General features: G+C 69.4%; 27 protein-coding genes. 12 read left to right on the forward strand and 15 right to left on the reverse strand.

The annotated features are described in order from the left end of the window. Positions 1-435: 435 nt before the first annotated feature. Positions 436-960, reverse strand: a complete 525-nt coding sequence (locus G5S38_RS04975) for a VOC family protein (RefSeq protein ID WP_165065238.1) — start codon at positions 958-960, stop codon at positions 436-438. Positions 961-1,062: 102 nt separating this feature from the next. On the opposite strand from G5S38_RS04975, the gene G5S38_RS04980 reads away from it, so the two are divergent. Beyond that, on the forward strand, positions 1,063-2,040 hold the full coding sequence (locus G5S38_RS04980) for a helix-turn-helix transcriptional regulator (RefSeq protein ID WP_165065241.1): 978 nt from the start codon (positions 1,063-1,065) through the stop codon (positions 2,038-2,040). Between the two features lie 66 nt (positions 2,041-2,106). Here the strand turns inward: G5S38_RS04980 and G5S38_RS04985 are convergent, their stop codons facing one another. The 7 genes from G5S38_RS04985 to G5S38_RS05015 all read right to left on the reverse strand — a co-directional run bounded on the left by G5S38_RS04985 (position 2,107) and on the right by G5S38_RS05015 (position 10,190). Continuing rightward, positions 2,107-4,203 carry a hypothetical protein gene (locus tag G5S38_RS04985; RefSeq protein ID WP_201276584.1) on the reverse strand — a complete coding sequence of 699 codons (2,097 nt, stop codon included), beginning with the start codon at positions 4,201-4,203 and terminating at the stop codon, positions 2,107-2,109. Positions 4,204-4,246: 43 nt separating this feature from the next. Further along, entirely contained in the window at positions 4,247-5,323 is a 1,077-nt protein-coding gene (locus G5S38_RS04990) for a glycoside hydrolase family 130 protein (protein ID WP_165065244.1), read from the reverse strand. Next, positions 5,320-6,168, reverse strand: a complete 849-nt coding sequence (locus G5S38_RS04995; RefSeq protein ID WP_235928907.1) for a carbohydrate ABC transporter permease — start codon at positions 6,166-6,168, stop codon at positions 5,320-5,322. Before G5S38_RS04995 ends, G5S38_RS04990 begins: the two co-directional genes overlap by 4 nt. Continuing rightward, positions 6,168-7,154, reverse strand: coding sequence for a carbohydrate ABC transporter permease (locus G5S38_RS05000; protein WP_165065247.1), 987 nt, complete (start codon positions 7,152-7,154; stop codon positions 6,168-6,170). The genes G5S38_RS04995 and G5S38_RS05000 overlap by 1 nt, the downstream gene beginning before the upstream one ends. An 8-nt stretch (positions 7,155-7,162) precedes the next feature. Beyond that, entirely contained in the window at positions 7,163-8,461 is a 1,299-nt protein-coding gene (locus G5S38_RS05005; RefSeq protein ID WP_165065250.1) for an extracellular solute-binding protein, read from the reverse strand. Between the two features lie 54 nt (positions 8,462-8,515). Beyond that, positions 8,516-9,559 (reverse strand): LacI family DNA-binding transcriptional regulator, encoded by a 1,044-nt coding sequence (locus tag G5S38_RS05010; RefSeq protein WP_165065253.1) that lies wholly within the window; start codon positions 9,557-9,559, stop codon positions 8,516-8,518. Positions 9,560-9,677: 118 nt separating this feature from the next. Next, a complete protein-coding gene (locus tag G5S38_RS05015) occupies positions 9,678-10,190 on the reverse strand; it encodes a GNAT family N-acetyltransferase (RefSeq protein ID WP_165065256.1) in 513 nt (170 codons plus the stop codon). A gap of 147 nt (positions 10,191-10,337) precedes the next feature. On the opposite strand from G5S38_RS05015, the gene G5S38_RS05020 reads away from it, so the two are divergent. Genes G5S38_RS05020 through G5S38_RS05045 form a run of 6 tightly spaced genes read left to right on the forward strand, consistent with a single transcriptional unit; the run spans position 10,338 to position 13,978 of the window. Next, entirely contained in the window at positions 10,338-10,973 is a 636-nt protein-coding gene (locus G5S38_RS05020) for a MerR family transcriptional regulator (RefSeq protein ID WP_165065259.1), read from the forward strand. Continuing rightward, entirely contained in the window at positions 10,973-12,049 is a 1,077-nt protein-coding gene (locus G5S38_RS05025) for a hypothetical protein (RefSeq protein ID WP_235928908.1), read from the forward strand. The genes G5S38_RS05020 and G5S38_RS05025 overlap by 1 nt, the downstream gene beginning before the upstream one ends. Beyond that, positions 12,046-12,411, forward strand: a complete 366-nt coding sequence (locus G5S38_RS05030) for a DUF2834 domain-containing protein (protein ID WP_328796237.1) — start codon at positions 12,046-12,048, stop codon at positions 12,409-12,411. Before G5S38_RS05025 ends, G5S38_RS05030 begins: the two co-directional genes overlap by 4 nt. Positions 12,412-12,420: 9 nt before the next feature. After that, positions 12,421-13,110 carry a nucleotidyltransferase domain-containing protein gene (locus tag G5S38_RS05035; protein ID WP_165065262.1) on the forward strand — a complete coding sequence of 230 codons (690 nt, stop codon included), beginning with the start codon at positions 12,421-12,423 and terminating at the stop codon, positions 13,108-13,110. After that, entirely contained in the window at positions 13,107-13,592 is a 486-nt protein-coding gene (locus G5S38_RS05040; protein WP_165065265.1) for a GNAT family N-acetyltransferase, read from the forward strand. The genes G5S38_RS05035 and G5S38_RS05040 overlap by 4 nt, the downstream gene beginning before the upstream one ends. Then, positions 13,592-13,978 carry a hypothetical protein gene (locus tag G5S38_RS05045; RefSeq protein ID WP_165065268.1) on the forward strand — a complete coding sequence of 129 codons (387 nt, stop codon included), beginning with the start codon at positions 13,592-13,594 and terminating at the stop codon, positions 13,976-13,978. Before G5S38_RS05040 ends, G5S38_RS05045 begins: the two co-directional genes overlap by 1 nt. A 97-nt stretch (positions 13,979-14,075) precedes the next feature. Here G5S38_RS05045 and G5S38_RS05050 read toward each other — a convergent pair whose 3' ends face one another. Beyond that, positions 14,076-15,380, reverse strand: coding sequence for an ABC transporter permease (locus G5S38_RS05050; protein ID WP_165065271.1), 1,305 nt, complete (start codon positions 15,378-15,380; stop codon positions 14,076-14,078). Then, on the reverse strand, positions 15,377-16,078 hold the full coding sequence (locus tag G5S38_RS15640; RefSeq protein WP_165065274.1) for an ABC transporter ATP-binding protein: 702 nt from the start codon (positions 16,076-16,078) through the stop codon (positions 15,377-15,379). Before G5S38_RS15640 ends, G5S38_RS05050 begins: the two co-directional genes overlap by 4 nt. A 160-nt stretch (positions 16,079-16,238) precedes the next feature. Here G5S38_RS15640 and G5S38_RS05060 point away from each other — a divergent pair, with 160 nt between their 5' ends. The 4 genes from G5S38_RS05060 to G5S38_RS05075 all read left to right on the forward strand — a co-directional run bounded on the left by G5S38_RS05060 (position 16,239) and on the right by G5S38_RS05075 (position 20,940). Continuing rightward, positions 16,239-17,513: a histidine kinase gene (locus G5S38_RS05060; RefSeq protein ID WP_165065277.1), complete on the forward strand. Its 1,275-nt coding sequence runs from the start codon at positions 16,239-16,241 to the stop codon at positions 17,511-17,513. Beyond that, positions 17,510-18,175 carry a response regulator transcription factor gene (locus G5S38_RS05065; protein WP_165065280.1) on the forward strand — a complete coding sequence of 222 codons (666 nt, stop codon included), beginning with the start codon at positions 17,510-17,512 and terminating at the stop codon, positions 18,173-18,175. Before G5S38_RS05060 ends, G5S38_RS05065 begins: the two co-directional genes overlap by 4 nt. Before the next feature lie 90 nt (positions 18,176-18,265). Beyond that, complete coding sequence (locus G5S38_RS05070; RefSeq protein ID WP_235928909.1) at positions 18,266-19,168, forward strand: alpha/beta fold hydrolase; 903 nt, start codon at positions 18,266-18,268, stop codon at positions 19,166-19,168. Next, a complete protein-coding gene (locus tag G5S38_RS05075) occupies positions 19,165-20,940 on the forward strand; it encodes a sensor domain-containing protein (RefSeq protein WP_165065283.1) in 1,776 nt (591 codons plus the stop codon). The genes G5S38_RS05070 and G5S38_RS05075 overlap by 4 nt, the downstream gene beginning before the upstream one ends. Positions 20,941-21,129: 189 nt before the next feature. On the opposite strand, the gene G5S38_RS05080 is transcribed toward G5S38_RS05075, so the two are convergent. Then, positions 21,130-22,407, reverse strand: a complete 1,278-nt coding sequence (locus tag G5S38_RS05080; RefSeq protein WP_165065286.1) for an LCP family protein — start codon at positions 22,405-22,407, stop codon at positions 21,130-21,132. Positions 22,408-22,526: 119 nt separating this feature from the next. Here G5S38_RS05080 and G5S38_RS05085 point away from each other — a divergent pair, with 119 nt between their 5' ends. Further along, complete coding sequence (locus G5S38_RS05085; RefSeq protein ID WP_165065289.1) at positions 22,527-22,898, forward strand: hypothetical protein; 372 nt, start codon at positions 22,527-22,529, stop codon at positions 22,896-22,898. Here G5S38_RS05085 and G5S38_RS05090 read toward each other — a convergent pair. From G5S38_RS05090 to G5S38_RS05105, 4 genes are read right to left on the reverse strand one after another with little or no spacing between them, the layout of a single operon-like run. Beyond that, complete coding sequence (locus G5S38_RS05090; protein WP_165065292.1) at positions 22,888-23,208, reverse strand: DUF7882 family protein; 321 nt, start codon at positions 23,206-23,208, stop codon at positions 22,888-22,890. The two genes, G5S38_RS05085 and G5S38_RS05090, sit on opposite strands and share 11 nt — an antisense overlap. Before the next feature lie 3 nt (positions 23,209-23,211). Beyond that, on the reverse strand, positions 23,212-23,415 hold the full coding sequence (locus G5S38_RS05095; RefSeq protein WP_165065295.1) for a hypothetical protein: 204 nt from the start codon (positions 23,413-23,415) through the stop codon (positions 23,212-23,214). Positions 23,416-23,465: 50 nt separating this feature from the next. Further along, positions 23,466-24,881 carry a CoA transferase gene (locus G5S38_RS05100; protein WP_201276586.1) on the reverse strand — a complete coding sequence of 472 codons (1,416 nt, stop codon included), beginning with the start codon at positions 24,879-24,881 and terminating at the stop codon, positions 23,466-23,468. A 9-nt stretch (positions 24,882-24,890) separates the two neighbouring features. Then, positions 24,891-25,865 carry a ribose-phosphate diphosphokinase gene (locus tag G5S38_RS05105; protein ID WP_165065298.1) on the reverse strand — a complete coding sequence of 325 codons (975 nt, stop codon included), beginning with the start codon at positions 25,863-25,865 and terminating at the stop codon, positions 24,891-24,893. Positions 25,866-25,888: the final 23 nt, after the last annotated feature.

Here is a 25,888-nt window from a genome sequence, read left to right on the forward strand (position 1 = left end):
GGGGGCGGGGCGCGGCGTGGGCGTGGGGGTGGGGGGGGCGCTCGGGGTCGCGCCCCCCGCTCTCGGGCGGGCGCCCGGGCCGAGGGGGGGCTCTTTGGCGGGGCCCCCGCTGCTCCCGCCGTTCCCATTCGGATCGATGGACGTGACGGTGACGCCGCTGCAGGGGCAGTGACAGAGACGGGGGTCAGTGGCGGGGGCAGTGGCAGCGACAGGGGCAGTGACGGTGACGCGGGGTCGCTTTCACCATTCAGGAACGCGCCGCGCGAGACGGCGGCGTGAGGGGGTGGATGCCGCGGTGACGGGCGATTTCGGAGGCGAAACGGGTGCTGCAGCATCCAATTTCCTGAATAGTGCAATTCCCGCAGAAGCTGTTCCTGAATGATGCAACTTCTGCGGGCGCCGTTCCTGAATGATGAAAGGTGTGTGGGGGCGGGGTCAGGCGGCGGCGTCGAGGATCCAGGTGATGCCGAAACGGTCGGTCAGCATTCCGAAACCCGGGCTCCACGCCGACGCGGCGAGGGGTTCGACGATGGTCGCGCCGGATGCGAGCGCGCTCCAGTAGCCCTCGACCTCGGCAAGGGTCTCGCCGCGCACCGAGACGAAGAACGGCTGGTCGGTGATGGTGACCCCGTTGGCGCGGTGGGTGGATGCGGCGGCTGGCCGGGTGCCAGGGTCGGCGCTCCCGGCGTCGCTCTTGGCGGAACCGGCGCTCTCAGCGGAACCCGCGCCCTCGGCGGCGCGGTCTCCCTCCCCCGGAATGTCGTACGCCATCACGCGGAAGCCCGCGTCGGAGACGACCTGCCCGAACACGACGTTCGCGGCACCGGGCGCTTCGGCAGGCATGCCGAAGTCCCCGTAGGTCGCGATCGTGAGGTCGCCGCCGAACACGGACTGGTAGAACTCGAGCGCAGCCCGGGCGTCGCCGTGGAAGTTGAGGTGGGTAGTGGTTGTGATGGTCATGACTGCTCCTTGTGAGATGACGCCGGGGCCATTCCCGACATCACTGACACTTCCACCCGTCTAGGACAGGTTCGGTCCTGCACTCGGCATAGCATCGAACTCGTGCCCACGACCACCGCCCGCCTGCTCGAACTGCTCTCGCTGCTGCAGCTGCGGCGGGACTGGCCGGGCCCGGTGCTGGCGGAGAAACTCGGCATCAGTCATCGCACGGTCCGTCGTGACGTCGACCGGCTGAGGGAGATGGGCTACAGCATCCATTCATCGATGGGGCCGGATGGCGGCTACCGCCTCGATGCCGGAACCGAGCTGCCACCCCTGCTCTTCGACGACGACCAGGTGATCGCGTTGGCGGTCGCGCTGCAGGCAGCCACGGCGTTCAACGCCGGAATCGAGGAAGCGGCCCTGCGCGCCCTGACCACGGTGCGGCAGGTGATGCCGTCGCGTCTGCGGCACCGGCTCGACGCGATCGAGTTCACCGCTATCGGGCGGGGGCCCGGCGAGGCGCCACCCGAACCGGTCGCGCCGGAGGTGCTGGTCGCGGTGTGGGCTGCGGTGCGCGCCCGGAGCGTGCTGCGGTTCGACTACGCGGGGTCCGATTCCGAACCGACGACGCCGCCGAGACGGGTCGAGCCGCATCACCTCGTGACCTCTCGAGGCAGGTGGTACCTCGTCGGGTGGGACCTCGACCGCGACGACTGGCGGATCTTTCGCGCTGACCGCATCGCCCCGCGGTCACCGACCGGCCCGCGCTTCGCGCCGCGGGAGGTGCCGGGCGGCGACGTCGTCGACTACGTGTCGGGGCGCTTCAGGGGTTCCGATGGGGGCAACCGGTGGCCGTGCACCGGAACGGTGATCGTGCACCGGCCGGCGAACGAGGTGCTGCCGTTCGTGGGCGACGGTGTCGCGGAAGACATCGGCTCGGGTCGGTGCAGGCTCGAAACGGGGTCGTGGTCGTGGGTGGCGCTCGCGGCATCCATCGGTCGATTCGATGCCGAGGTCGAGGTGGTCGGCCCGCCGGAGTTGCGGGAGGCGTTCGCGCTGCTCGCGGCTCGGAATGCGGCGAGCGTGACTGTGACCTGAGCGCGAGGGCGGCGTGAGCCCGGGGCGCCGACTAGACGACACCCCGGGCCCGGCACCCCATCACGATCAGCGTGTCACCACCACGAACCCTCCCCCAAGCAGCTGCACGGACGTCTCGCCGCGGATGTCGCGCTCCTCGACCAGCACGCCACTCGAGTCGTAGCTGCGGAGTACCGCGCGCGTGCCGCGTTCGCCGACCCTCGTGCGCTGCGCTTGCGGCGATGTCGAGTGCACGAGCTGGGTTGCTGCGGAATTGCCTGCAAGACTCAACCGCGACACGAATGGGCGCAGCATCACGGCGTCGAGGTCGACTGTTCCGCGGGCCGCCGTCACCTGCACCGAACTGCGTGAACCCTGCAACGCCGTGGCGAGGGTCTGCGGCAGGATCGCACCGGGCGCCGCCGTGATGCCCTGCTCGCCGACGCCGTGCCGGAGGAGTCCGAGCGGTCGCCTGTCGCCACGCCACTGCGATGACACCGTTCCTGGATACGGTTGCAGCGTCACTGGTTCGACGTGACGAGGGCCGTCAGCGACGCCCACCTCGATCGTGGCCGACTCTCCGCGTTCCATCCGGAGGTATGCCCCGCCGCCAACCTGCGATTCACCGGTCCACGCCGATTCCGGCGTCACGACCTCACCCGTGGTCGATGTCGCCCCCTCGGCCTGCACGACGGTCAGGCCGGAGCGGTCGACGACCTCGATCGCGCCCTGGGCTGCAGCTGAGACGTCTGGATTCGCATCGAGCGCGATCATCGACAGCAGCCCGTGGATAGTGCTCTCCGCGCCGCTGTTGCGGTTGATCGTCCCGTCGGCCTGCACCCCGTCGTAGGTGACACCGGTCGCCGGGTCGTAGACGGGCTCGGCGGCCTTGTTCATGCCGAAGTACCAGGCACCCATGATGCCGGCGAGTTGGCGTATGCCGTCACGGTCGGTGGCGTCGGCGACCGCGAGCAACGACTGCAGTCGCGAGTCCGCGCCGTAGGCGATCTGCACGGTGTCGACCGGAGTCGGGAACCAGCCGTTGTCCGGGCCACCCGCGGTCAGCAATGTCGGCGTGAACTGAACCGAGTCGGCGATGGCGGGCTGCAGCAGCTTCTCGTCGCCCAGAACGATGGATGCCTCGGCGAGCGCCGCTGGCATCTGCGACGCCCAGGCGTGCCACATCGACCGCGACTGGCCCCACGGAAGAACCGCGCCGTACGGCCAGGTCTGCACGTCGCCTGCCGCCATCTTCGCGATCCCCTCGGCGAGTTTCGAGAGTGCAGACCGGGCGGCCGCGTCGTCGGGCGCCGCCTCCGAATACGCGGCGAGTCCGAGCACGGCTTCGGCCGACGCATCCGCCCCATCGACGATCAGCCAGGCGGGGACACGCACGCCGTCGGCGATCTCGTACTGCCCGTAGGCGTCGAGCGTCTGCCGCTCGAGCGCGCCGACACTGAGCTGGAGTCGCTCCTGCAGGAACGCGGCGAACTCCGGATCCTCGGCGGCGAACGCGGCATACCCCTCGCCGAGCGCCCAGATGGTGCGGGCGAGCCAGTAGCTTTCGCCGCTGTCCGAGGGATCGGGCAGCTCGACGGGCTCCGGGCTCGGGTTGAACGTGCCGTCGGGTTGCATCCACAGCACGACGTTGCCTGCGTTCGGGCCCGTCGTGGTCTGGAAGTAGGCGACGCTGCGCAACAGCTCGTAGGCCTTCTCGCGGCTCTCATCGGAACCGGTCAGCTCCCAGTGCCGGAGGTAGACGACGGCGGTGCGGGTGATGTCGTCGGAGTTATAGGCGCCTTGGCCCCAGTACCCGGTTGCCGGGTCAAGCGGGCCGCCGCCGACCCGCTCGAAGGTACCGCCGTCCCGGGCGTCGGCGTAGGTCCACGGCATGGTGATGTCGGGCTCGGTGTCGAGGCGGTAGGTGGTGTGGCCATCGACCTCACCCGGCGTCGCGGTGTCGAGCAGGAAGTCGAGGTGCGCCACGTTGGTGAGCGCGGCGGGCGCGGGGGTGCCAGGGTCAGCGGGAGCACTCGGGCCGGGGTGACCGAGTGCGGCGCCGCGGGCGATCGAGCCCGCTGGCGTCGTGGTGACCGCCGCCGCTCCGGCCGGGATGGCGAGGGCGATGCCCGCCACCATGCTCGTGGCGGCGGCGAGGGCCATCCACCGTTTTCTGTTCTCCATTGAACTTCTCCTTGCGTGGTCGTGCGTTATGGGAGGAGCCGGGTCACGAATTGACCCGGTCGAGTCGCGCTACTCCGATCTTCGAATCGGCCATCCCGTAGAACACCCACTGCTGCCCATCGATGCTTTCGATGGCGGTGGGGAATACGACATTCGGCACGATGCCGCTGCGCTCGTCGTCGGTCTCCGGCGCGAGCAGGGGTTCGCTCGTTCTCGCGAGCACGATGGTGGGGTCATCGGCGTCGAGAATCATCGCGCCGGCTGCATAGTTGACCTTCTGCTGCTGCCCGAAGGCTCCCTCGATGACTCCGGTGACCCCGTGATAGATCACGAGCCAGCCCTCGTCGATGCGTACGGGCGGTGGCCCACCGCCTATCTTGAGCTCCTCCCAGGCGGTCTCCGGGCCGGCGAGAAAGCGGTGCCCCCGCCAGTTGACGATGGAGCGGATGTCGGCGAGCACCTCGTCGAGAGGCACGTAGCTGATCCAGATGCTCTGCCTGGTGTCGTCGACGCCGGCAGGTACGCGGATGCCCTCGCCGGGGCGTACTTCGCCAATGTCCCACATCGGTCGGTGCAAGACAGCGAGGCTGGTCACCCCGTCGGGTGCGGTGACGGGCTCGGGAAAGAAGACCGTGTCCTTGTTGTGGAACAGGTTGAGATCCATGTCGAGTGCATCGTCGTAGGCGAACAGCGCGGGCCCGAGTCTCGTCCATTCGCGCAGGTCAGTGGATGTCGCGACCGCCGTACGAGGACCGAGCGGCCCGAACGCCACGTAGGTCATCACATGGAGTGACAGCGCGGGGATGAACGTGACCCTCGGGTCCTCGACCCCAGAATTCGTGGCGCCCCGCTCCCACCCGCGGTCGGGTTCGAGCACAATGCCCTCTCGTTCGACGCCGACCGGAACGCCGTCCTCGAGGATGACCCTCGCAAGACCGACCCGGCTGACGTTGCCGGTCGCCACCATGCGGGGCAGCAGGTACAAAGTGCCGTCTGGCGCGTGCCCGGTAGCGGGGTTGAGCACCCCTTCTGCCTCGAGGGGGTTGCCCGGTTCGGGAGTCATGATGACGCCCGCCCTGGTGAGGGCATAGGGAAACTGGGTTTGGTTGTGTGTGGTCATCCTTTGACTCCTGAGCCGATGTCGTTGGAAATGAAGTAGCGCTGGAAGAAGATGAAGAGAAGTACTACAGGGCCGGCCAGCACGACGGCACCCGCAAGCGTCGCGCCGAACGGGTTGGCCGCCGAGGCCGCGACATTCGAGATGTAGTTCGCGAGCGATACCGCGAGAGGTTGCAACGCGGCATCCTTCGTAATCAGGAACGGCCAGAGGAACTCGTTCCACGGACCGATGAACGTCAGGAGCACCACGGTGATGATCGCCGGGCGCACGAGCGGCAGCGCGATCCGCCACAGCAGGGCCAGTTCTCCCGCACCGTCGATCCTGGCCGCTTCGAAGAGCTCCTTGGGGAGCTGCAGGAAGTACTGCCGGAAGATGATGACGGCGGCCGAATTGATGAAGAACGGCAGGATCATGCCGAGGTAGTTGTCCGACAGGCCGTAGTCGCGTGCGATCAGCACGTACAGCGGAATGATCAGCAACTGGAACGGCACCACCTGAACGAGCAGGGCGAGCGCGAACGTCGCTCCGCGTCCCCGCCACTGCAGCTGGGCGAGCGCGTAGCCCACGAGTAGTCCGAAGACCATGGTGCCGATGAGTACGCCACCAGTGAAGATGCCGGAGTTGACCAAGCCCTGGAACAGGTTGATCCGCTCGTTGATGGCGACGTAGTTCTCACCGGTGAGGTTGCCCGGGTTGGGAAATGCCCCCGCGACGGTCGGGTCCGGTTCGGTTTGCAGCGAGCCGATGACCATGTAGTAGAACGGGAACAGGAAGACGAGGGCGCCGATGGCGAGCACCGTGCCGCGCAACCTGACCTGGAATTTTGACATCGTGCGGTCGGTCATCAGTCCCTCTCCCCCGCGAATCGGTTCTGCAGGTAGGCGATGATGAGCACCAGCACAACCAGGATGACGCCGATTGCGGCGGCGACATCGGGTTGCCCCTGCTGCAAGCCCTTTTGATACATGATCAGCACCGGTGACGCGGATGCCCCGTTCGGGCCGCCCCCGCCGGTGAGCAGGTACGGCTCCGTGAAGAGATTCGCCCCGGTAACGGTGGCGAGCAACAGCACCAACACCGTCGCGGGTCGAACGCCGGGAACCGTGACTGAGAAGAAGGTGCGTATGGCACCCGCTCCGTCGGTCGATGCCGACTCGTACAGTTCCTTCGGTACCGCCTGGAGTGCCGCGAGGTAGAGCAGGATGTAGAACCCGAGGCCCTTCCAGGTCACGAAAAGCGCGATCGTCGGCATTGCCCAGACGCTGCTGATGAGCCAGGACGGATCGGGGGCCAGGGGCCCGAGGACCTGGTTGACCAGGCCGCTGCCGTTGAACAGGAAGATCCACACCGCGACGATGGCGACGCTCGCCGCGACGTATGGCAGGTAGAAACTCACCCGCAGGAACGTGCGAAACCGCACCACCTTGTTGAGCGCGGTCGCGAGCACCATCGACAGCACGACGGTCAGTGGCACGTTGATGATGAGGAACACGCCGACGTTGACGAACGACTGGCGCACGGCGGAGTCGCCGAGGGCGGTAGCGAAATTGTCGAGGCCGACGAATGGTCGGTCGACCTCGGCTCCGGGAGCAGTGAAGAAGAAGTCGTGGAAGGAGATCCACACCGAGTATCCGAGAGGGTACGCGAAGATGAGCCCGACGAACACGAGGTACGGCGCGCTGAATAGCAGGCCGATGGGGTTGCGGCCGAGGGGCCGCCCCCGGCGGTTGGTACCGCCGGGAGCACCCCTGCTGTCGCGCCTACTGCGCTTGCCGCCGGTTTCGGGGGCCGGGGACCCTGGGGTCCCCGGCGGTGTCGCGATGGCAGTCATGGCGTCGCCTACGGCTGCTGCGCGATCTCGGTGACCTCGGTGGCGACCGCGTCGAGGGATTCGCGCACGTCTCCCTCACCGAAGATCACCGACTCCGACCACGCGTCGCGGAACGCCTGCAGCATCTGTACGGTGTTCGGCCCGGGCGGCACTTCGACCGTGCGAGATGCCTGGTCTCCGAATGCGGTGTACGCCGGGTTCGCTTCGAAGTAGTCTGCGTACGTCTCCTGCAGGTTCTCGCGGAGCGGCATCTGGCCGGTCAGCTCGACCAGCTGGCCGTCCTGCTCCTCGCTGGTGGAGAACTTGAGTACGTCCCATGCAGTCGCCTGGTTGTCACACGCGGAGTACAGGCCGACGTTCTTGGCGTCGCTGAACGTCCAGGTCTCCTCGGCGCTGATGCCCTCGCTGGTGGGTACGGGAACCGAACCCCAGTTCACGCTGTCGTATACCGAGACCGCCCACGGGCCGACGATGGCCATGGCGGCGTCTTCATCGGCGAACGCGTCGCCCTGGGCCTGCTCCCTGCCGGACAGTCCCTCTTCGTACATAGTCGCCCAGAACTCAGCGACCTCGTATCCGGCCTCATCAGCGAATGTGGCTTCGCCATCCTCGACGATCTGGGTGCCGCCCGTCGCTGCGGCGTAGAGCGGGTAGAAATCGAACTGGGTCTGGAAGAACTCGCTGGTGGGTGCCGGCAGGATCGCGTTTGGCGCAACACCCGACTCGACCAGGGTTCGCGAAGTGGCGAGGAAGTCGTCGTACGTCGACAGGGCCGGGTTCTCGGCGTCGAGGCCTGCCGCGGTGAACATGTCCTTGTTGTAGAAGATGACAACGGGGTTCGATTTCCAGGGCATCTGGAAGTACGCGCCTTCGGTGTTCTGGTATTGCTCGGCGAGGTCGCCGCTGCGCTCTTCGATGTAGTCCGCACCGTCATCCATGCTCGACAGGTCGACGAGTCCGCCCTGCTTCTCGAACTGGCCGACGGCGGCAGGAGCTGTGTTGTAGATCAGGCACGGGGCATTGCCCGCGGTGATTGCGGCACCGATGACTTCCTCGCTGCTCGTTCCGGCCGGGATCTCCTGGCCGCTGATCTGCTCATCGGGGTTGTCGGCATTCCACGCTTCGACCATCTGCTTGCCCCATGCGACCTCTGATTCGTTGTTGGAGTACCAGATGGTGATGTCGCCTCGGCCGTCGGCGGAATCTCCTCCGCCTCCTCCGCCACTGCAGGCGCTGAGGGCCAGTATTCCGACGGCGAACACGGCCGTGGACACGACCGCTCGAGTGCCTCCCGTTTTCTGTGACACGGTTCTCTTCCCTTCGTTGCGAACGGCGTCGTTGCCGTTCTTCCTCGCGAGCGGCTACATGGCCGATCGGATGGTTGCGGTACCCGGGCGAGCGCTGGATTCTCTAATTACGAGCGTCGCGGGGGTGAGTTCGATGTCGTCGACGGTCTCGCCGGCGATGACGCGGAGCAGGGCCTCGGCTGCCTGGCGTCCCCAGGCCTGCGCCTCGGTCGTGACGGTAGTAAGAGCGGGATGGATGTACTGGCCGACTTCGCTGCCATCGAACCCCGTGATCGACAGGTCACCTGGCACCGTGAAGCCGGCGCGCTGGGCGATGCCGAGGCCGGCGATTGCCATCGGGTCGTTGGCATAGACGATGGCCGTCGGCCGGTCGGCGAGTGCAAGAAGGTCGCGTGTGGCGCGGGCACCGTCAGCCGCGCTGTAGTCCGTTTCGACAATGGGACCTGGCTGCAGGTCGAGGCCGGCGAGTGCCTGGGCGAATGACGCACTGCGGCGCGACCCATGCAGCATCCGGGACGGACCGCTCACGTGCGCAATGCGACGGTGCCCGAGCTCGACGAGGTGAGCGACGGCGGACTGGATGCCGGGTCCGTCGTCGAGCGAGACCGCGGGCAACGCCGACGGAATGTCAGGATGCCCGAGGGTGACCGCCTTGAGTCCCAGCGACTGCACGAGGGCAATGCGTGGGTCGGCGCGGCGGAGGTCGCTCAGGATGACGCCGTCGACGCGGGCGTGCGACGCGAGTTGGCGGTAGGTCGTGATCTCCGACGCCTCATCACCGACCATGCTCAGCACGAGCGCCTGGCCGACCGGCGCAAGTGCGCTTTCGACACCGGCGATGAAAGCGGGGAAGAACGGGTCGCCAGAGATGATCTCGGGGTCACGGGCGATGACCAGCCCCAACGCGAACGCCCGGTCTGAACTCAGCGACCGGGCTCGAAGACTCGGGCTGAAGCCGAGGTCCTTCGCGACCGCGAGAATGCGAGTCTTCGTCTCAGCCGAGACTCCGGGCCGGTCGTTCAGGGCGAACGAGACGAGTCCCTTGCTTACGCCCGCCTCGCGGGCAACGTCGGCGATGGTCGGTCGTTCTCCCACCACGGCTGCCCTCCCCCTCGAGTCACGGTCGAACCCTCAGTGTCCTTAACCGGTTTAGCCGGGACTCTATACCGGTTTAGTGGACGGGGGCAAGCATTTTCTGATCACGGGGGCGCGACCTCTACCCCACCGGGTACTTGAACCCGCGGTGCGACCCCACGAACCCGAGCCGGTCGTAGAACCGGTGCGCGTCGGTGCGCGCCTCGTCGGAGGTCAGCTGCACCAGCGACACATCCAGCGCGGGCGCCGCGACGTCGGTGACCCAGCGCATCATCGCGGTTCCGATACCCGCCGACCGCTGGTCGCTGCTGACGCGGACGGCCTCGACGGTCAGCCGGGTCGCCCCGCGACGGGCCATTCCCGGGATGCGCGTCAACTGCATGGTGGCAAGTGGATGCTGCGCCGCATCCACCGCGATGAGCAACTCGTTCGCCGGGTCGGCAGTCACGTTGAGGAGCGCCGCGCGGTAGGCCGCCGCATCCGCGTCGCTGGCCAGGTCGCCGCGGGAGGCGCTGATCGGATCGTCCGAGAGTAGGCGCATGAGCGCGGGCAGGTCGGACTCGTCGGCGCGACGCAGGGTGATGTGGCCGGAGCGCATGGCGAGGTCGACGGGGAGGGTCAGGGCGGAGAGCACGCGTTCATCCTCGCAGTCGCCGAGCGCCGCGCCGGGATCGCCGGGTGCGTGGCCAGGCTGGTGCCAGCCCGGCGGGCGGCAGCATCCACTTTCAAACACTGAAACTCCCACTGGTAGCACCACTATCGATAGCGCTACTATCAGTTCATGCTGATCGCCGAACTCGCGGAACTCTCCGACACCCCTCCCGCCACCGTCAAGTACTACGTGCGCGAGGGGCTCCTCCCCGCGGGGGCACGCGAGCGCGGCAATCGTACGAGCTACGACGAGTCGCACGTGCACCGGCTGCGCCTGATCCGCGCGATGCTCGAGGTCGGAAAGCTCTCCGTCAGCTCGGTCGCCGCCGTGCTCGCGGCGCTCGACGACCAGACCACCACGATCGGCGAGACGTTCGCCGTCGCGCAGAACGCGCTCTCGCGCGACGCCGTCTCGACCGTGAGCGAGCCCTCGCCCGAGAGCATCGCGCGCGTCGACGCCCTGGTCGAACGCGTCGGCTGGCCGCCGTGCGGCGACAACGTGGGCGTGCGGATCGTCGCACAGACCATCGACGGGTTCGCGAAGGCGGGGCATCCACTCGCCGACGACTACCTCGACCGCTACGCCGAGGCAGCCGCCGTCGTAGCCAAGGCCGACCTCGACGCCGTCACCCCGGGAGCCCCCGGAACCGACGACGAGGCCGACCTCACCGAGCTCATGGTGGTCGGCACCGTGCTCGGCGACACGCTCTCCCTCGGCCTGCGGCGCATCGCCCAGGCCACCCTGACCGCTGAGAGGAATCTCTGATGAGCACGAAACCGCGCACCAGCGCGAGCACAAACCCGCGCACGCGCACCAGCACCAGCACCACCCGGATCATGACAAGACCAGTGGATGCTTCCCCCGCCCGCTCCCCTTTGATGCGCGCCTATGACTGGCATCGACCCCTCATGCTGCTCGCCGCGCTGATGGCGGTCAGCACCGTCGTGTGCCTCGTCGGCATCGCGGTCGACTCCCGGCAGGTGCTCGGCGTCGACACCTGGATCAAGCCGCTCAAGTTCTCGATCTCCGGCCTCATCTACGGCGTCACCTGGGCGTGGCTGATCGCGCACCTCCCCCGGTTCCAGCGCCTCACGCACCGCGCCGGAACCGTGATCGCCGTCGCCCTCGCAATCGAGCAGGTCCTCATCGTGGGCATCGCCGCCGCCGGAACCACCAGCCACTTCAACGTCTCGACCGCATTCTCGACCGCGCTGTGGAGCATCATGGCGACCTCGATCACCGTGCTCTACGTCGCGACCTTCGTCACGACCGTGGCCGTGCTGTGGCTGCGCCTGCCCACCCGCTCCCTCACCATCTCCGTGCGCGCCGGCGCCCTCCTCGCGCTCGCCGGCATGGGGCTCGCGTTCCTCATGACGGGGCCGACCGCCGACCAGCTCAACGACTTCCAGGGCATCGCCGGCGCACACACCGTCGGCGCGAGCGACGGCGGACCCGGCCTCCCCCTCCTCGGCTGGAGCACCGTCGCGGGCGACCTGCGTATCCCGCACTTCGTCGGCATGCACGCGCTGCAGGTGATCCCGCTGCTCGCGATCGCCCTCGACGTGCTCGGGCGGCGCGCGAAGGTGCTGGCCGACGACCGCACCCGCACGCGCCTCGTCGTGGTGGCCGTCGCCGCGTACACCGCGACGCTGGCGGTGGTGACCGCGCAAGCGCTCGCGGGGCAGTCGATCGTGCAGCCCGCGGGCGTGTTCCTCGCCGCGGGGTGGGCTGTCGGCCTCGGGGCTGCGGTGGCGGCGGGGGTCGTGCTGGCGGTGGGCTGGCGGCATCCACTCGACGTTTCCGTGGACGAATCGCGCACCGACGCCGAGGTGCAGCGATGAGGTGGATGCGGGGCGGCTGGACCCCCGCCGCGATCGTCTACCTCGTGCTCGCGATCGCGGGACTCGTCGGCACCTGGACGTTCAACGTCATCGCCATCGTCGAACAGCGCGACTTTCTCGGCGAATGGTTCGGCAGCGGGCCCTCGGTCGGATCGCTCGGCGTCGACCTGGGCGTGGTGGCGATCGCGGCGGTCGTGTTCATGATCGCGGAGGCGGCGCGGCTGGGCATGCGCCGCGTCTGGGTGTACATCGTGGTGGTGCCGTTCGTGGCGATGGCGTTCGGCTTTCCGCTGTTCCTGTGCGCGCGCGAGCGGCACCTCGAGCGGGACCGGAGGCACGCCGCGACGCAGCCTGTCTCCTAGGCTGGAACGATGGATCCCATTGCCGCGGCGGGCCGCTTCATGGCCGCAACATTCCCCAACGCGGAGGCCGCCGTCGTCGCCGGCAGTGCGGCCAGGGGAACCCGCACGCGCACCAGCGACATCGACATCCTCGCGGTCGGCGGTGACGACCTGTTCGACGACGACCGCGACGCGCTCGCGGCGACCTTCGATTTCGAGGGGCAGCCGGTCGAGGTGTTCGCCTATACGCGCGAGGGTTTCGAGCGCTGGGCGAATCCCGGCATGACGTTTCGTCCGACGATCGTGCGGATGCTGGTCGAAGGCACCCCGATTCGCGGCGACCTCGAACTCGCGCTGCTGCGCGCACGCTGGAAGCCCGTGCTCGACGCCGGCCCCGACCCGTCACCGCACGAGCTCGCCCGCCGCCGCTACGTGATCACCGACCTGCTCGACGACCTGGTCGACGCACAGGACACCCTCGAGCAACGCGTGATCGCGGCATCCCTCTTCGAACGCACCGCCGAGCTCATGCTGCTCTCGCGCCACCGCTGGCTCGGGCAGGGCAAGCACCTCGTTCGCGAGCTGCGCGAATGGAACAGCGACCGCGCCAACGCCCTCGCCCGGCCGCTGCTGCAGCTCGATTTCGCCGGTTTCGCCGAGCGGGTGCAAGCCGAATTGGATGCCGCGGGCGGCCGTGTGCAGGCCGGATTCGTTCGGTGAACCAGCTGGTCATCGACCTGACGCAGCCCGGAACACCCTCCTCCGACGAGATCGTGCGCACCTACATGACCGACGTCATGACGCTGCACCGCGGCCGGCCGGTGCCACCGGAGGACGTCGATGGTGCGCTCGCGAGTGAGCCGTACCTCGACCTGCAGGGTGAGACGGGGGCGTTCCTGACCGCGGTGGAGGACGGGGCTGGCGGCTACCCGGTGGCGTGCGTCGGGGTCCGATTCCTCGGCGATGTGGCCGAGCTGACGAAGGTGTTCACGCGTCCGGGGGCACGCGGGCGGGGCGTCAGTCGGCAGCTGATCGCCCGCGTGGAGGAGCTGTGTCGGGAGCGCGGCATCCACACCCTGCGTCTCGATACCCACAGCAGGTTCGCCGCCGCGTGCGCGCTGTACGAGCGGCTCGGTTTCGTGCAGACGGCGCCGCACAACGACGTGTCGTACGCCGACCGCTGGTACGCGAAGCAGCTGTAGTGGGCGGGTCTGCGGCGGCACTCGACGTGCTCGAAGCGGTGTTTCCGTGGCTGGGGGTCGCGCTGTTCGTGGGCTCGCTGGTGATGGTTCTCGTGGTGTATCCGCGGCAGCTGCGAAAGCCCGATCGGCTGCGCGACCTGCAGCTGGGCCTGAACGCGACCCCGCGCATCACGATCGTCTCGGCGGTATTGCTCGCGGGATATGCACTGATGACGGCGCTGCTCGGCATCGCGTTCGTTGCAGCGGGCTACACCTTCGCGTGGGGCATGTTCCCGATGGCGGCCGCCGCGGTGCCGTACCTCGGCGCGTTCATCTACCTGTGGCGCCTGCCGTTCCCCGGTTTTGACGACGGGGACGACGTCGGCCACGGCACCGTCGCACACTGAGCGCCCGCACGGTGAGCGTCCCGCACGCGCAAGAGGGCCGACCCATCACGGGCCGACCCTCCCCCAGCACCGGACGCGAACCGCCCGGCACCACTCACTACTCGTACCGCAGCGACTCCACCGGGTCGGCCCGCGCCGCGCGAACCGCGGGGAACGTGCCGGCGAGGAACGCGATGCCCGTCACCAGCAGGATGATCGCCGCGACCGAGACCGGGTCGAACGCGATCAGCGTGAGGCCCGGCAGATCGGCGAGCAGGGTGTCGGCGGCCGCGGCGCTGATGCCGGAACCTGCGACCATCGCGATGCCGACGCCGATCGCGCTGCCGAGCAGTCCGAGGAACGCCGCCTCGAGGCTGAACAGGGTGAACACCCGGCCGGAGCCCATGCCCATCGCCTTCATCAGGCCGATCTCGCGGGTGCGCTCTTGCACCGACATGTAGAGGGTGTTGACGATGCCGAACGACGCCGCGAGCAGCGCGATGATCGCGAACGCGTTGAGCACGAGCACGATGCCGTCGATCACCGTCGTGACGATGCCGAGCTGGTCGGCGATCGTCGTGCCGGTGAAGCCCTCATCGGCCAGGTTGTCTTTCAGCACCTGGATCTCGTCGTCGGTCGCGGCCGGGTCGAACCAGACCGTCGCCGAGGTGTAGCGGTCGGCCTGTTCCGCGGTGAGTCCGGTGCTCTGCAGGTCGAACAGCGCATCGCCGAGGGCCTCGTTGGTGAGGATGCTCTGGCCGGTCGGGCTCGCCAGGGCCTCCTCGGTCACGCCCACCACGGTCGCCTCGACGGTGTGCTGGGTGCGCTCGGCGTCGGTGATCGCGAGGGTGACGGTCTGCCCCACGGCATCGTCGTCGCTCGAGAAGCCGAGCGGTTCGACGTAGGCCACCGGAATGGCGACCTGCAGCTCGGAGGCGTCGGCGTCGGGTTCCGCGCCCGCCGCGAGCACCGTGGTTTGGCCGGGCACCAGGCTGCCGACAGTCGCCGTGTACGGCGTTCCGTCATCGAACTGCACGTAGTCCGGGGTGATGGTGCGCTGCGCGTCGACCCGCAGCACCCCGTCGACGCCCTCGACGGTGTCGATATCGTCCGATGTCATCGCGGTGACCGACTGCCCGGGGATACCGGTGTCGACGGCGTTCGCGTCGTACTCGGCCGGTTCGTCGCTGCCGGCCCCGGGAAGGGTGGCGGCATCCTCGCTCGGCTTCGTGACGGTCATCGCGTCGGAGGCGCCGACCCCACTGACGGTGTCGGCGAGGTAGGCGTTGATTCCGGTGCCGAGCCCGCTGGTGAGGGTGAGCGTGAACGCGCCGACGAAGATCGCGAGGATGGTCAGGATGGTGCGGGTCTTCGACCGGAAGGTGTTCGAGACGGCCGAGCCGATCAGGGCGGTGGTTCTCATGCTGCGACCTCCGCACGGGAATCCTCGACGATGCGACCGTCGCGGATGAGGATGCGCCGGTCGCAGCGCGCAGCGAGGTCCTCGTCGTGGGTGACGACGATGAGGGTGATGCCGTGCTCGCGGTTGAGCCCGAACAGGATGTCCTCCACGACCGCGCCGGTGGCGGTGTCGAGGTTTCCGGTGGGCTCGTCGGCGAAGATGATGCGCGGGTTGTTGACCAGCGCACGGGCGATCACGGTGCGCTGCTTCTGCCCACCGGAGAGGTTCGCGGCCTTGTTCTTCGCCTTGTCGGCGAGCTCCAGCTGTTCGAGGGCGGCCATCCCGCGGCGCCTGCGTTCGGCACCGCCGATACCGGCGATCTTCATCGGCAGCACGACGTTCTCGAGCACCGTGTTGCTGCCGGTGAGGAAGAACTGCTGGAAGACGAACCCGAACGTCTTGTTGCGGGTTCTGTTGAGGCGCGACCCGCGCAGTTGTGCGGTGTCGTTGCCCTCGAGGGCGACCGTGCCGGAGCCCGGCACGTCGAGCAGCGCGAGGATGTGCATGAGGGTCGACTTGCCGGATCCGCTCTTGCCGACGATCGCGATGCTCTCCCCCTCGCTGATGTCGAAGCTCACTCCGCGCAGCGCGTCGAAGCGGTTCTGTCCCCGGCCGTACGACTTGTGCACGTCGCGGACCGAGATGATCGGGGTACTCAATGGGGCTCCTTGGTAGTGGTGTTCTGACGGTGTCCAGCGTGCCCGCGGCCCGCCCGCCGCACGTCCCCCACCGGCGGTCACTCGTATACCGCGATCGCGGTATGGGTGGATGCTGCGCCGGGGCGACCCGTCGGCCTCGCGCCTCCTGCACACTGGGAACGTGAGCAATCCCGACCGGAACGGCAGCGTGCACTCCGACGCGCCGCATTCCGCGAGCGACGCGACGACCGCGGCGCCCGCGACGTCTGCCGCGACGACCGCCGTGCCCGTCGACCCGCACCCGCGGGTTCCGAACTGGGTGAACGACGTCGTGCTCAGCGTGCTGATCCTCGGCGTGACGTTCGCGCCGGCGCCGGTGGCCGGCCTCAACCCGAGCGGCCCGCTGGAGACCGCGATCGTGCTGTCGCCGCTGCTGATCCTCCCGTGGCGCCGCCGCTGGCCCCTGCCCGTGCTCGCGGTGCTGCTCGGCCTGTTCGGCGTCGCAGCGTTGCTCGGCACCCTCTCCCCCGGCATCGGCATCGCGGTGGCCGCCGCGGTGTTCAACGTCACCAACCGGCTCCCCCGCCGCATCGGCCTCATCGCCACGGGTGTCGCCGTCGCCGCGGTGATCGTGCTTAGCCTGCCGGCGTCGCTCGGCGACGTGTTCGAGCCCCGGGTGGTGCAGTTCGGCCTGTTCGTGGCGCTCGCCGCGGCCGCGGGTGACGGCGGACGCTCCCGCCGCGACTACATCGCCGCGATCACCGAGCGCGCCGAGCGCGCGGAACGCACCAGGGAAGACGAAGCCCGCCGCCGCGTCACCGAGGAACGCCTGCGCATCGCGCGGGACCTGCACGATGCGGTCGCGCACCAGATCGCGGTGATCAGCCTGAACGCCGGGGTCGCGTCATCCACCATCGACAGCCGCCCGGAGAGGGCGAAGGAGGCCCTCGCGACCATTCGCGGTGCCGCCCGCAGCGTGCTCGGCGAGATCGGCGACCTGCTCGGGGTGCTGAGGGCGGACGACGACGTGGATGCCGCGGCACAGCCCCAGCCCGGACTCGACCGTCTCGACGAGCTCGTGGCCCAGTTCGCGAGTACCGGCCTCGACGTGCACACCCGCATCGACGGCGACCTGTCGCGCGTGACGGGAACGCCATCGCGGGTCGGCTACCGCGTGCTGCAGGAGGCCCTCACCAACGCACACAAGCACGGGGTCGAGCACCGCGCGCACGTGCTCGCCGAGGTCGACGACGCCACGCTCGCGCTGACGGTGACGAACCCGACCATGGGGGCGGGAAGTGTCACGGGCACCACCGACGACACGACGCGCTCGGGTCTCGGCCTGATCGGGCTGCGTGAGCGGGTGACCGCGGCGGGCGGCACCGTCGAGACCGGGCCCGCGGCCGCCGGCTGGAAGGTCGTGGCACGGATGCCGCTGCGGGAGGGCGCACGATGATCCGCGTTCTCGTGGTCGACGACCAGGCGCTGATCCGCCAGGCGGTCACCGACATCCTCGCCGGGCAGCCCGGCATCGACGTGGTGGGCGATGCGACGAACGGGCGCATGGCGGTCGCCCTAGCCGCGCAGCTGCGTCCCGACGTGATCGTGATGGACATCCGCATGCCCGAGCTCGACGGCATCGGCGCGACCGAGCGCATCTGCGGTGACCCGGCGCTCGCCGAGTCGCGCGTGCTCATCCTCACCACGTTCGAAGAAGACGAATACCTGGTCGCCGCACTGCGCGCCGGGGCGAGTGGGTTCGTGGGCAAGGGCGCGGAACCCGAGGAGATCGTGCAGGCCGTGCGCGCCGTGCACGCGGGCGACGCACTGCTGTCGCCCATCGCGACCCGCGCGCTCATCGACCGGTTCCTGAAGAGCGCCCCCGACGCCGACCCGACGACGGAACCCGCCCTGCAGCACCTCACCGACCGCGAGCGCGAGGTGCTGTTGCTCGTTGCCCGCGGCCGCTCCAACCAGGAGATCGCCGACGACCTGGTGATCTCCCCGCACACCGCGAAGACCCACGTGAACCGCATCATGACCAAGCTGCACGCGCACGACCGGGCGCAACTGGTGATCATCGCCTATGAATCGGGGCTGCTCACCCCCGGCAATTGACTGCAAGCCCCCGTTCAGCCGCGCCGACCCGTGCAACTATTGGCAAGCCTGGGTCAATCGCGGGGGTCGCGAACCAGCAGGGGGAACAGCATGACGATTCTGCACGGGGAACGCTCGCCCGAGAGCATGACCGCGAGCGCGGCCGAGAGCGCGGTCAGTGCAGCCGCGCCGAGTGCGCACGCGCGGAGCGTGCTGGCGCGCAACAACGTCTCGATCCTCGGCCCCGACGACGGCCCCGTCATGGTGCTCGTGCACGGATTCGGATGCGACCAGCACATGTACCGCCGCATCCTGCCGTTCTTCACCGACCGGTTTCGCGTCGTGCTCTTCGACCACGTCGGGTCGGGCGGCTCGGCGATGGACGCCTACGACCCGGTCGAGTACGCCACCGTCGACCGCTACGCCGCCGACCTGCTCGAGCTCTGCGACGCGCTCGGGCTGCGCGACATCACCCTCGTCGGCCACAGCGTCGGCGCGATGATGTCGATCAGCGCCGCGGTGCAACGCCCGGAACTGTTCAGCCGGATGCTGCTGCTCGCCCCGTCCCCGTCGTACATCGACGACGACGCGGCCGGCTACACCGGCGGTTTCTCGTCCGACGACGTGCAGGAGCTGCTCGCCTCGCTCGACGACAACCACCTCGCCTGGGCCGCGGCCATGGCGCCGATGATCATGGGCGCGGGCAATTCCGCGGAGCTCGCCGGGGAACTCGAGACGAGCTTCTGCCGCGTCGACCCGCGCGTGATGCGCACCTTCGCCAGGGTGGCGTTCCTCTCGGACATGCGCGGACGGCTCGGTGAGGTCACGGTGCCGAGCCTCGTCGTGCAGTGCGCGAACGACCCGCTCGCCCCGGTGTCGGTCGGGCGGTACCTGCACGAGCGGCTGGCCGGCAGCGAACTCATCGTGCTCGACGCCGCCGGGCACCTGCCGCAGGTGAGCGCACCCGTCGCGACCGCCGAGGCGATGCTGCGCTACATCGACGCGACGCCGTGACCGGCGGCGCCGGCGACGGGCCGGACTTCGAGGCGCTGTTTCGGGCGGCGCCGATCGGGTTCGTCGTCACGGCCCCCGATGGCCGCATCATCGACGTCAACGACGCGTTCGCCGCGTGGTCGGGCCTCGACCGCGATCGACTGCTCGGAACGCCGTTCCTTCGACTACTCGCGGTCGGCGACCGCATCCTGTTCTCCACCCACACCGCGCCATCGCTCGACCTCGCCGGGCGGGTCGCCGACGTCGCGGTGACCTTGCTCGGCCGCGACCGCGCACGGTTACCCGCGCTGCTCAGCGCATCCAGGATCGGCACGTCGACGGTCGGTCGATCGACTCAGCTCGCGGGAGGGTCGATGGATGCGGCATCCACCCTGTACCTGCTGGCGGAGCGGCGAGAGCGATCCTTCGAGGAGGCGCAGCTGATCTCGGCGGTGCACCGGGCAGAACACGCGGATTCCCGGCGCAAGGAGGCGCAGGAGGGGCTCGCGCACCTCGAGAACCACGACCCGATGACCGGGCTGCTCAATCGGCAGGGGCTGCTCGCCGCGCTGGTGGACCACCTCTCCGGTGCGCGCCACTCCGACGACGTGACCGTGCACTGGATCGGGCTCGACCACTTTCGGGTCGTCAATGACAGCCTCGGCAGGCCGGTAGGCGACCTCATCCTGGGCACGGTCGCCGACCGGCTGCGCGAGCGGTACGGCGACGGGGCAGTCGTCGCGAGGACCGGCGGGGACATGTTCGTCGTGGCATCCCGCAGCACGACGGGCTTCGCCGATGCGATCCTCGCCCTGCTCGCCGAGCCGATGATGGTCGACGACGTCGAGATCGTGATGTCGGCGAGCATCGGCATCGCGTCGGAGCGCCTCGCCGACCCGGTCGACCGTACCGCGGCGACGGCGGTGGCGGAGGAGCTCGCGCGCACGGCGTCGACCGGCATGTACGAGGCGAAGGCCGCGGGGCGGGGCCGCTGGAAGCGCTCGTCTACGGCGCTCGACCAGGCCGCGGTGAGCGAGATCCGCCTGCTGGGCGAGATTCGCGCGGCGCTGGCGGGCGATCAGCTGCGGCTCGAGTTCCAGCCGCAGCTCGACCTGCGCACCGGGCGGGTGCACGGGGTCGAGGCGCTCCTGCGGTGGGACCACCCCGAGCGCGGCCCGGTGTCGCCCGCCGGGTTCATCGAGGTCGCCGAGAAATCGGGACTGATCGCGCAGCTCGGCACCTGGGTGTGCCGCACCGCGATCGCGGAGGCGGTGGAGTGGGGCGCGGGTGCGCTGCCGCTGCAGGTGTCCGTCAACGTGTCGGCACGGCAGCTCGGGGATTCCGGGTTTGCGGGCGCCGTGGCATCCATGCTCACTGAATTCGCACTCGACCCCGCACGCCTGACCGTCGAGCTCACCGAGACCGGACTGGTGCTCGACACCGCCTCCGCCCGCGAGACGATGGCCGCGCTGCGGGCCATCGGGGTGCGGGTCTCGATCGACGACTTCGGCACCGGGCACGCCGGCTTCTCGTACCTGAAGGAATTCGAGATCGACGAGGTCAAGATCGACCGCTCGTTCGTCGACCGCCTCGACGCGACGCCCGAAGACACCGCAATCATCGTCAGCTGCATCGAGGTCGCGCACGCGCACGGGGCGACCGTCGTCGCGGAGGGCGTCGAGACGGCCGCGCAGCTCGCGCGCCTCACCGAGCTCGGCTGCGACGTCGCGCAGGGATTCCACTACGCGCGCCCGCTGCGGTCGGATGCCCTCGTGGAGTTCCTGGCGCGCTGAGCCGCCAGACCACCTCGCGCGCCCGCCCGAATCGTCCCTACCGAAAGTCCTTCTCCGGCTCCGTTCCGTTCAGCAGGTAGTCGCCGATCGCCGCCTCCCGGAAGATCGCCGGGTTGTGCGACGCGATTGTGCGGGCGTTGCGCCAGTGCCGGTTGAGCCCGGCACTGCTACGGAGGCAATCTCCTCGCGCTATCCGCCCGAACTCTGCCCGGCCGTGCAGGTCTCCTGCGCGGCGGTCTGCCCCTCGACCGCCTCGGAGAGTTCGACGCGGTCGTCGGTCTCCGGTGCGGCAGACGCGGATGCCCCGGGCTCGCCCGACGGCGTCGGGGTCGGGTTGACCGGAGCATCGGGGTCGGCGGTCGGCTCGCCCGGTGCGGTGACGTCGATGGTGCCGCGGCCGGTTCCGCCGGTGAGACCGATCGCCTGGTCGGCCTGGATCGCGGCGATGAGCTCGTCCGCCGCGTCGCTGATCGGCACCAGGCCGTTGCCCTGGTCGGCGGTCGGGTACTTGGCGAACACGACCTCCTCGAGCGGGATGTCGCGCAGCGCACCGGCGATCGACACCATGGTGTCGACGTTGCGGAGGCTGTTCGAGAACTCGAGGTTGTTAAGCGCGGCCGAGGCGATGCCGTAGAGCTTGACCGGGTTCGACAGCGTCTCCGAGCTCTTCAGCGTGCGCACCAGCGACGAGAGGAACTGCTGCTGGTTGCTGATGCGGGTCAGGTCGCTGCCATCGCCGACGCCGTAGCGCGAGCGGAGGAACTGCAGCGCGTCGCGCCCCGACAGCGAGTGCTCGCCTGCCTCGAGCTGGAATGAGATCTGCCGGTCGTCGATGTCGGTGGCGACGCACACCGGCACGCCCCCGACGGCGTTCGACATCGCGATCACGCCGTCGAACTCGATGACCGCGGCGTAGGGGATGTCGATGCCGGTGAGCTGGTTCACGGTCTGCACGACGCACGACAGGCCGGCCTGGCTGAGCGCCTGGTTGATCTTTGCGCCGTACTGCGGCTCGTACTGCGTGCCGTCGGGCCCGGTGCAGGCCGGAATGTCGACGTAGAGGTCGCGGGGAAAGCTCACCACGGTGGCGCGCTGGTGGTCCTCCGAGATGTGCAGCAGCATCGTGACGTCGTTGAGCACTTCGCCGCGCTCCCCGTATGCGGCGTTGCCGCCTCCGCTGTCGCTGCCGACGAGCAGCAGGTTGACGGCTCCCTCGATGGCGCCGATCTCCGGTGCGTTCTCGTCGTCTTCGCCCTCGAGGGCGACCCCGGGCTGCACCGCGGAGGCGAGCTGCGCCACGGCTATGCCGACGACCGACAGCCCGCTGACGAGCAGTACGGCGAGTGACGCGGCGACTATTTTCAGAACGAAGGCGAGTGGATGCTTGCGCCCCAGGTTTCCGTGACGGGCTACGGGCGTCGCCGACCCTTCCGCGCGGCGGCGGGCGGCAGGCGACGAGTCAGACATTCCGTCGATGGTAACGGAAAGGTATCGGCTGCCGCTGCACGCCGGCCCACCCCCGTTCGCGGCCCCCGGCAGCCCCCGCCCGCCTGACGCCTCGGCGCCCCGTGAAAGAATGAGCCGATATGAGCGACGACCACCCAGAACTCGCCGGCTACGAGCCGGGTGACGGGCGACCGTTGCGCAGCCGCCGGCTGCTCATCATGATGCGCGTCATCGTGATCGTCGGCATCGTCGCCCTCGTGCTCCCCGGCATCGTGACCATCGTCACCGTCGGGTCGTCGACGGCGTCCCGCGCCTGCGCCCTGTGGGTCGAGAGACTCGAACCCGGCGCGACCGGGTCGTCGGCACGCTTCGAACTGTTCGGTCCGGGCGGCGTCGGCTGGCAGTGCTACACGACGGGCCTGTTCGGCGGCGACGTGCTCGTCGCGTCGCTCGGACCGATCCCCAGCGGCGCGCGGCTGCCGGTGTCGGTGCCCGACACGATCAATTCTTAGGAACTTCGGTCTCCGGTGGTTCCGGGACGACGCGCAGCCCCGACGGGGTGTTCGACATGCGCACGAGGTTCTCGATCCATGCTCGGTTGAGGCGTGGCTCCTTGCTGCCCGCGAAGTCGAACTGCAGTGGAATGGTGGGGTGCACCCAGATGGTGCTGTGCCCGCTGCCACTCGCCGCGGAGTACTCCCACGAGAACGAGAAGCTCTCGCCCCTGCGCACCTTCGAGAGGATCACGACCTTGAGGTGGGCGAGCACGCGGTCGTCGAACTCGACCGCGACCGCCGGGTTGCCGTAGATGAACCTGCCCATGACCTATTCTCCCAACCCGTTGTCGATCTCGTCCATCACGGCATTGACATCCCTGGCGGTGCGGGTGGCGTCGCCGGTGGTCTCGGGAACGGCGTGCGGCTGCTGCGCGGGCGACGGCTCCGCGTCGGCCGCGGGCGCGTCGTCGCGCGGGGCCTCGGTCGCGTCGGCGGTCACGGGGGTGCCGCCGTCGTGCGGGTGTGACGTCATGGCTCGACCGTAGACCCTGGCGGTGAACGCGTGGGGATGGGTTACCTGCGCTACCAGGTGGCGTCGTCGGCCCCGAGGGCACGCGGGCCGCGGTCGAATGCCATCGGTGCGCCGTCGATGTCGAGCGGCGGCCGCAGCATCCGTGCACCGCCCCACGGCGTCTCGAGCGGCTCGGTCGGCTCGCACCGGTCGATGAGGGCGCCGCCGTCGGCCTGCTCTCCGCCGGCGACGAGCAGTTCGCCGACCCTGGCGAGCGAGGTGCGCACCGCCGAGCCGCGGTTCTCGGTGAGCGATTGGATGACGCCGCGCACGGCAGCGGCGGCGAGCAGGTACCCGGTCGCATGGTCCAGTGCCTGCACCGGCAGCGGGGTCGGCGTCTCGGCGGTCGCCCACGCCATGCCGCGGGCGGCGATGCCGTCGCTCATCTGCACGAGGCTGTCGAACCCGCGCCTGCCCGACCACGGGCCGGTGGACCCGTAGGCGGTGAGCGACACGTCGATGAGCCCGGGGCGCAGCTCCCGCCGGGCGGCGGCGTCGAGCCCGAGCGCGTCGAGGGCGCCGTCGCGGTAGCCGTGCACGAGCACGTCGGCCCCCGCGACGAGGTCGCGCAGCCGGGCGGCGCCGTCGGGGGTGGTCGCATCGATGCGAGCGGCGCGCTTGCCGAGGATCATGTTCGCGAGCAGGGCGTCTTCGTTCCAGTCCGGCGGGTCGATGCGCAGCACGTCGGCGCCGTACCCGGCGAGGAACCGCGTGGCGACGGGACCGGCGATCACGCGCGTGAGGTCGAGCACGCGCAGCCCGGCGAGGGGGCGCTGCCGGGTGCCGGCGAACGCGGCGCCGACGGTTCCCGGCTGGCCGGTCGCCCAGCCCAGCAGTGGCTCGGCCGCGACAGCGGAGCCCTGTGGATGCCGCGCCCACTCCCCGCGCGTTCGCATGACGGCGGCGCATCCACCGGCCTGCACGATCGCGGTCTCGAGGGCCTCGGCGTCCCACCTCGCGACGGCACGGCGGGCATCGACGTGGTCGGGATTCTCGGCGAGGCCCAGCACGCCGAGAGCCGCGGTCTGGTGGCGTGCCACGTTGGCGTGCAGGCGGATCCACTGGCCGTCGCGGGACCGGTAGTTGCGGGTGAGCGGATCCCACACGCTCGGTTGCGGCCAGTCGATCGGGGTGACGGCGGATCCGAACCAGGAGGAGGCGAGCGCCCGGTCGACCGTGGTGGCGGGCGGCGCGGCATCCATCGCCACTGCGCTACCCGACCCCGCGCTGCCCGACCCCGCGCCCAGCACCCCGGCGAGCTCCGCGACCGCGAGCCCGGCGACGCCGACTACCGCGACGGCGAGGTCGGTCACCCGGTACACCGACGGCAGGTCGCCGTCGCCCGTCACCGACAGCCGGCCGGCGCGGGCGGGGTCGGCGCGGAGGGCCGACTGGAGTTCGTCAGTGAACGGCAGAGCTGTGGTCACCTCAGAAGGTTACGCCGCTCCGTCGAACATCGAGGTGACGGATCCGTCATTGAACACGGCGCTGATCGCGCGGGCGATGAGCGGGGCGATCGGCAGCACGGTGAGGGTGTCGAAGCGCTCCTCCGGCGGAATCGGCAGGGTGTCGGTGACGACGACCGAGTCGATGAACTCGCTCTGCAGCAGGTCGATGGCGGGCGGCGAGAACACCGCGTGCGTCGCCGCGACGATCACGCGCGTTGCGCCGTGCGCCTTGAGCGCCTCGGCGGCCTTCGCGATGGTGCGGCCGGTGTCGATCATGTCGTCGACGATGAGGCAGGTGCGGCCCTTGACCTCGCCGACGATCTCGCGCACCTCGACCTGGTTGTGCACGCGGGGGTCGCGGCGCTTGTGGATGATGGCGAGCGGGGCGCCGAGCTTGTCGCTCCAGATGTCGGCGACGCGCACGCGGCCCATGTCGGGCGAGACCACCGTGAGGGTGGACGGGTCGAGGTCGGCGAAGTGCTCGAGCAGCACGGGCATCGCGAAGAGGTGGTCGACGGGGCCGTCGAAGAAGCCTTGGATCTGGGCGGCGTGCAGGTCGACGCTCATGATGCGGTCGGCGCCGGCGGCGTGGAACAGGTCGGCGATGAGGCGGGCCGAGATCGGCTCGCGTCCGCGGCCCTTCTTGTCCTGCCGCGCGTACGGGTAGAACGGGGCGACCACGGTGATGCGCTTGGCCGATGCGCGCTTGAGCGCATCGACCATGATCAGCTGCTCCATGATCCATTCGTTGATCGGAAAGGTGTGCGACTGGATGACGAACGCGTCGCAGCCGCGCACGCTCTCGTCGTAGCGCGCGTAGATCTCGCCGTTCGCGAAGGTGCGGGCGTCGGTGTGCACGAGCTCGGATCCGAGCTCCACCGCGATGTCCTTGGCGAGCTGCGGGTATGCGCGGCCCGAGACCAGCACAAGCCTCTTCTGTCCGTCGATCTTGATCTCGGCCACGTGTCCTGCTCTCTGCCGTTCAG

Source organism: Marisediminicola senii (genome assembly GCF_011057645.1).
GTDB lineage: Bacteria > Actinomycetota > Actinomycetes > Actinomycetales > Microbacteriaceae > Marisediminicola > Marisediminicola senii.